Here is a 5124-nt window from a genome sequence, read left to right as displayed (position 1 = left end):
GGTCCCGGCCTCGACAAAATCCCCTCACCCGGAGCCGCTTCGCGTCTCCGACCTCTCCCGCAAGCGGGAGAGGCAAAAAATCACCGCCTTGGTGCGATGGGATGATTGCCGGGTCAAGCCCGGCAATGACAAGAAGGGAAGGCGGAGAAGCGGAGCGTCCTCACCCGCCGAAGGCGTCGGAGAACTTGCGCTTGTTCTCGTCGACGCCCTTGGACAGGGTCTCGGCCGAGACCGGCATCAGCTTCAGCGCCGACGCCGCCGGGCGGCCGGGCGGCAGGGCGACGCCGGGCTTGCCGGGGATGTAGCCCTGCTTGGCCATGTAGGCCTGGCCGTCATCCGACAGCAGCCAGTCGACGAAGGTCTTGGCGTCGGCGACATCATCCGCCGTCTTCAGGATCGCCACCGGCTCGGTCACCACCGACACGCCGTCGGCGGGGTACACGAAGTCGACCGGCGACCCCTTGGCCTTGGCGTTCAGCGCCATGAAGTCGACGATGATGCCGTAGCTCTTCTGCCCGGTGGCGACCGCGTCCATCACCGTGCCGTTGCCTTGGCCGGCCACCGCGCCGTTCGCCGCCAGCTTGTCGAGATAGTCCCAGCCCAGGCCCGGCTGCGCCGCGACCGTGCCGACATGGATCACCGCGGCGCCGGAATAGAGCGGGCTGGCCATGATCACCTGGTCCTTGGCCGCGGCCGACAGCAGGTCGGCCCAGGACTTGGGCGCCGGCGCGCCGGACTTGGTGTTCCAGGCGATGCCGGTCGGGATCAGCTTGGTGCCGAAATAGGTCTTGTCCGGGTCGGCGAAGCCGTCGGGGAAGCCCTGGATCGGCGCGTCGGTGTAGGCCATCAGCCGGCCGTCATCCTTCAGCTGCTGCATCGCCACCGCGTCGGCGATGAACACCACGTCGGGCTGCGGCGACCCGGCCGCGAACTCCGCCTGCAGCTTGTTCAGCACCTCGGTGGTGCCGGAGCGGAAGAACTCGACCTTCACCTCCGGATGCGCCTTGTTGAACTCGGCGACCAGCGCCGTCATCGCCTCGTTCGGGGTCGAGGTGTAGACCATCAGCGATCCCGGCGCGGCAAAGGCCGCGGCCGAGACGGTGGTGAAGGCGGCGGCGAGGAGAAGGCGGGTCAGCATCGGCGTCGGATCCCAAGGATTTTAGACAATGACCGGGGTGCTAGCAGGTTCCGGTTGCAGTTTCGTGACCGGTTCCAGCGTCCAAGGCAACCCCTCGCTGTCCGGCGGGGTGAAGCGCATCGGCAGGGCATTGGCCACGCCCCTGGCCTCGAAGCCCAGGCCCAGCCGGTCGCGCAGCACCCGCATGATGCCGGCATGGGCGACGATCAGCAGCCCTTCGGGCCTGGCGAGGATCGACTGGCAGGCGGCCCAGGCGCGGTCGCGGAAGGCCTCCCAGCTCTCGCCACCCTTCGGGATCATGAAATAGTCCGACCGGTCGGCGACCAGCCGGCCCTCCCATTCGCCCCACCGGCGCTCGACCAGCCCGGCATCGGTCGCGACCGGCAGGCTGAGCGCCTCGGCCACGATCTCGGCGGTGCGGAGCGCCCGGCGCTGCGGGCTGGCGACGATCCGGCGGATGCCGGAGCCGGCCAGGGCGATCGCCGCCTCCCGCGCCTGGGCCTCGCCCAGATCGGTCAGTGCGGCGTCGGTGCCCCCGCCGGCGATCACCCGGTCGCGGTTGGCGGTGCTCTGGCCGTGGCGCAGGAACAGGAAGGGCTGCATCGCTCTAAATCGTTCCTATGTTATAGAATGCGATTGGACGTCAGCGCATGCGCGGAGTCGGGTGCACGATGGACGATAAGACAGACAACCTGGTGCTGGAGCATCTGCGCGCGATCCGGACGGATCTCGGCGAGGTGAAGACCGATCTGCGCGAGGTCAAGACCAGGCTAGGTTTGCTGCTGAGTGACATCGAGCAGATCCGCAAGCGCCTGAACCTCGTCGAGGCCTGACAACAGCGCTCGAAATATTGATCCGTCATGGCGAGCCCCGAAGGGGCGTGGCCATCCAGGGCCGCTCGCACAGGCCCCTGGATGGCCACGGCGCTGCGCGCCTCGCCATGACGGCTTGGGGCCGAAGAGCGGATCTCAAGACCACTGGCATGAGGTCAAATTTCAACAATCTCATCCAGCGCGATGCGGGCAGGGGCGAAGGCCTTGCTCCACGCGTCGCGGTGCTTCGCGTCTCCGAAGGCCGGGATCACCGTCTCGGCGCCGAGCGTCTGCGCCAGTGCCGCGTTCTGCGACAGGCGCGGATGCACCGGCCAGCGCAGCGCGATCGCCCGTCCCTCCTCCACCGCCCGTCGCGCCGGAGTGCCGGCGGCGACGTAGCCGGTGGCGACCACCGGACCGTCCTCCGCCCCCCAGCCCTCCAGCAGCGGCCTGGCGGCGCCGCCGGTGGCGTTCGGCTTGGCGGCGATGATCGGCCGCTCCGGCGGCGGCTCGAGGGACCCGATCGGCTCGATCCGGCTGCGCAGGGAATCGAGCATCGTCGCCGCCCCGGGCCGCAGCCAGGCGGGGTCGGCGATGAGGGTGTCGATCATCGCGCGGTTGGCGTCGCACACCGCCGGCTTGCGGCCGTTCGCGGCCGCCGCGGCCAGCGCGATCTCCGGCCCCCGCCCGCCGGCCGGGGCCAGCAGCAGCGACCGCTTGGCGGCGAAGATCGGGGCGAAGGCGGCGATGCGGTCCTCATGCGGCGTGTCGTCGTCGCCATACGAGGCGTCGAGGATCGCGACCCGCGCCGCCGGCGGCTCGGCATCCACGGCAAAGACCACCGAGTCGAAGCCCATGTCGCCGGCATAGAACAGCCCGCCTCCGATCGCGAGATGCAGCCACACCCCGCCCGGCGCGTGGCCGGAGCGGCCGCAGGTGACGGCGAGGTCGCCCGCCAGCCGGTTCAGGCCCTGCGCCAGCGGCCGGCGGTCGGGCGGCGCCCCTTCGGGCAGCGCCCGCAGAACCGGCGGCGTGGCATAGACCGGCACCGGGCCGAACCGCTCCGCCGCCTCCGGCAGCGCCTCGACATGGTCGGGATGGGCGTGGCTCAGCAGGATGGCGTCGATCGTGCCCAGGCCGGCCAGGTCGGGCCGCATGCCCTCATCCGGCCCGGCGCCGCAATCGAGCAGCAGGCGGAAGCCCTCCGCCTGCACCAGGAAGCAGGCGGGGCCCTTGCCCCCGACCCCCGAGATCGCCCGCACGCTCGCCGTCATCGGATCCTCCAGATCGCGGTTCCTGCCTAGACGGGAACGGCGCGGGACGCCACCTCATCCTCCGCACGGGTGCCCTGTCGGGCGCATTGGCGGCGTCTTGACTCCGCAATGAAACGTTTCATAGTGGAGCCATGTCGCAGCGGAAGACGACGATCAGGGAGGTGGCGTCGCGCGCCGGGGTCTCGCTCGGCACGGCGTCCAACGTGTTCAACGGCAAGGCCGGGGTCGCGGCCGAGAGCCGCCAGAGGGTGCTGGAAGCGGCGGAGGCGCTGGGCTTCCGGCCGAACAGCCTGGCCGCGGGGCTGCGCCGCCAGCGCACCCGCACCATCGGCCTGGTGGTGCCCGACGTGCTGAACATCGTGTTCAACGAGCTGGTCGAGCATCTCGAGAACATCGCCCTGTCGCAGAGCTACGAGGTGATCATCGTCACCTCGCGCGAGGACCCGGAGCGGGAGCATGAGCGGGTGCGGGCGCTGCTGTCGCGGCGGGTCGACGGGCTGATCATCGTGCCGACCCGCGACTGGTCGGAGACCGAGCGCGAGATGCGGCACCACCGCATCCCGGTGGTGGTGCTGGACCGCGTCGCCGCCCATGACCACTTCCCCTCCGTCGCGGTCGACAACGCCGCCGCCACACGCCTCGGCACCGAGCATCTGCTGGGCCTCGGCCATCGCGACCTGGCCTTCGTCATCAACTCCACCCGCCTGTGGAACAGCGCCGCGCGGGTCGAGGGCTTCCTGGCGGCGATGCGCGCCGCCGGGCTGGAGCAGCGCGCCCGGGTGCTGCTGCCGGGCATGACCGAGGAGGAGACGCGGGCCGGGGTGCTGCCCGCCCTCACCGCCGCCGACCGGCCGACCGCCGTGTTCACCGGCAGCAACGTCGCCACGCTGGGCGTGCTGCGGGCGGTGCAGGATGCCGGGATGTCGATCCCGCAGGACCTGTCGCTGCTGGCCTTCGACGATTTCGCCTGGCTGACCGTGCTGCGCCCCTTCGTCAGCGCCATCCGCCAGCCGACCGAGGCGCTGGCCGGCCATGCCTGGCGGATCCTGACCGCCGCCTTCGAGGCGCCGGACCGGCCGGCCGAGCATATTCGCCTGCCGGCGCCCCTGATCGCGCGCGAGACGACCGCCGCGCCGCCGGGCAAGGCGCGCCGCCGGATGAAAGCGTTCAAGGACACGGTGGACGGGGCCCCGCCCTGAACCGCCGGGCCGGTCGGCCGCCACGACGCCGCCGGCGACAAGAGAGGGAGGAGAGGTGTCGGGATCAGCCGCTGAGAGGAGCGCCGCGCCGCCGGTGCTGCGCGCCACGGGCATCGGCAAGGCCTTCGCCGGAGTCACGGTGCTGCACGGCGTCGGCCTGGACGTGTTCGCGGGCGAGATCCATGCCCTGATGGGCGAGAACGGGGCCGGCAAGTCGACCCTGATGAAGATCCTGGCCGGCATCTACGCCGACTATGACGGCACCATCCTGGTCGACGGCGTGCCGCGTCAGTTCGCCGGGGTGCGCGACGCCGAGGAGGCCGGCATCGGCATCATCCACCAGGAGCTGAACCTGGTGCCGGGCATGACCGTGGCCGAGAACATCTTCCTGGGCCGAGAGCCGCTGCGCGCCGGCATGTTCGTCGACGGGCCGGCGCTGCGCGACGCGGCGGCCCGGCTGATCCGCCGCCTCGGCATCGCCGTCGACCCCGACGCCCGCGTGGGCAGCCTGCGGGTCGGTGAGCAGCAGCTGGTCGAGATCGCCAAGGCGCTGTCGCTGGACACCCGCATCCTGATCATGGACGAGCCGACCTCCGCCCTGTCGCAGGCGGAATGCGCCACGCTGTTCGGCGTGGTGCGGCAGCTGGCGCGCGACGGCGTCGCGGTCGTCTACGATCTCGCACCGGATGGACGAGGTGATG

6 protein-coding genes are annotated in these 5124 nt (G+C 71.2%); 3 read left to right on the top strand and 3 right to left on the bottom strand.

Annotated features, from left to right (window positions below; genetic code table 11):
- Nucleotides 1-160: 160 nt before the first annotated feature.
- Together P409_RS26335 and P409_RS26330 are read right to left on the bottom strand one after the other, a co-directional pair.
- The gene (locus tag P409_RS26335) at nucleotides 161-1138 is read right to left on the bottom strand and encodes an ABC transporter substrate-binding protein (RefSeq protein ID WP_034845402.1); all 978 of its coding nucleotides are present in this window, start codon (nucleotides 1136-1138) and stop codon (nucleotides 161-163) included.
- 21 nt (nucleotides 1139-1159) lie between these two features.
- Nucleotides 1160-1741 carry a histidine phosphatase family protein gene (locus P409_RS26330; RefSeq protein ID WP_052121421.1) on the bottom strand — a complete coding sequence of 194 codons (582 nt, stop codon included), beginning with the start codon at nucleotides 1739-1741 and terminating at the stop codon, nucleotides 1160-1162.
- Between the two features lie 68 nt (nucleotides 1742-1809).
- Here P409_RS26330 and P409_RS40170 point away from each other — a divergent pair, with 68 nt between their 5' ends.
- Nucleotides 1810-1971, top strand: a complete 162-nt coding sequence (locus tag P409_RS40170) for a hypothetical protein (RefSeq protein ID WP_193366526.1) — start codon at nucleotides 1810-1812, stop codon at nucleotides 1969-1971.
- Nucleotides 1972-2126: 155 nt separating this feature from the next.
- Here the strand turns inward: P409_RS40170 and P409_RS26325 are convergent, their stop codons facing one another.
- Entirely contained in the window at nucleotides 2127-3224 is a 1098-nt protein-coding gene (locus P409_RS26325) for an MBL fold metallo-hydrolase (RefSeq protein ID WP_052121420.1), read from the bottom strand.
- A gap of 131 nt (nucleotides 3225-3355) precedes the next feature.
- Here P409_RS26325 and P409_RS26320 point away from each other — a divergent pair, with 131 nt between their 5' ends.
- Nucleotides 3356-4423 carry a LacI family DNA-binding transcriptional regulator gene (locus P409_RS26320; protein WP_052121419.1) on the top strand — a complete coding sequence of 356 codons (1068 nt, stop codon included), beginning with the start codon at nucleotides 3356-3358 and terminating at the stop codon, nucleotides 4421-4423.
- 55 nt (nucleotides 4424-4478) lie between these two features.
- Nucleotides 4479-5124, top strand: a 646-nt coding sequence (locus tag P409_RS26315) for an ATP-binding cassette domain-containing protein (protein ID WP_238578776.1), incomplete at its 3' end; no start/stop codon positions are given.

It is taken from the genome of Inquilinus limosus MP06 (genome assembly GCF_000767795.1).
Classification (GTDB): domain Bacteria; phylum Pseudomonadota; class Alphaproteobacteria; order DSM-16000; family Inquilinaceae; genus Inquilinus; species Inquilinus limosus_E.
Note: the sequence above shows the minus strand (reverse complement) of the source record. Positions and strands in the feature narration are given on the sequence as shown.